Source organism: Kitasatospora sp. NRRL B-11411, from assembly GCF_000721345.1.
In the GTDB taxonomy this organism is placed as follows: domain Bacteria; phylum Actinomycetota; class Actinomycetes; order Streptomycetales; family Streptomycetaceae; genus Kitasatospora; species Kitasatospora cineracea.
Genome location: NZ_JOGH01000323.1, coordinates 1 through 376 on the forward strand (window position 1 = coordinate 1; position 376 = coordinate 376).

The window sequence follows — 376 nt, forward strand, 5'->3', positions numbered from 1 at the left end:
GGGCACCCCCTCCGCCGTCGTCCTCGGCGCCGGAGCCGCGGCCGCCGACATCGCCGCCAAGGCCGCCGAGTACGGCGCCGCCAAGGTCTACACCGCCGATGCCGAGGAGTTCACCTCCCAGCTGGTGGTGCCCAAGGTCGACGCGCTGACCCAGATCGCCAAGGACAGCGGCGCCGCCGCCGTCCTGGTCACCTCCTCCGGCGAGAACAAGGAGGTCGCCGCCCGCACCGCCCTGCGCCTGGGGTCGGGCCTGATCACCGACGCCGTCGACGTCGCGCAGGGCCCCACCGGCCCCGTCGCCACCCAGTCGGTGTTCGCCGCGTCCTTCCAGGTCACCTCCACCGTCACCACCGGCGCCCCGGTCATCACCGTCAAG

General features: G+C 74.2%; 1 pseudogene. It reads left to right on the top strand.

Annotated features, from left to right (window positions below):
- A pseudogene (locus IH44_RS0140170) lies at positions 1–376 on the top strand (electron transfer flavoprotein subunit alpha/FixB family protein); the annotation flags it as partial.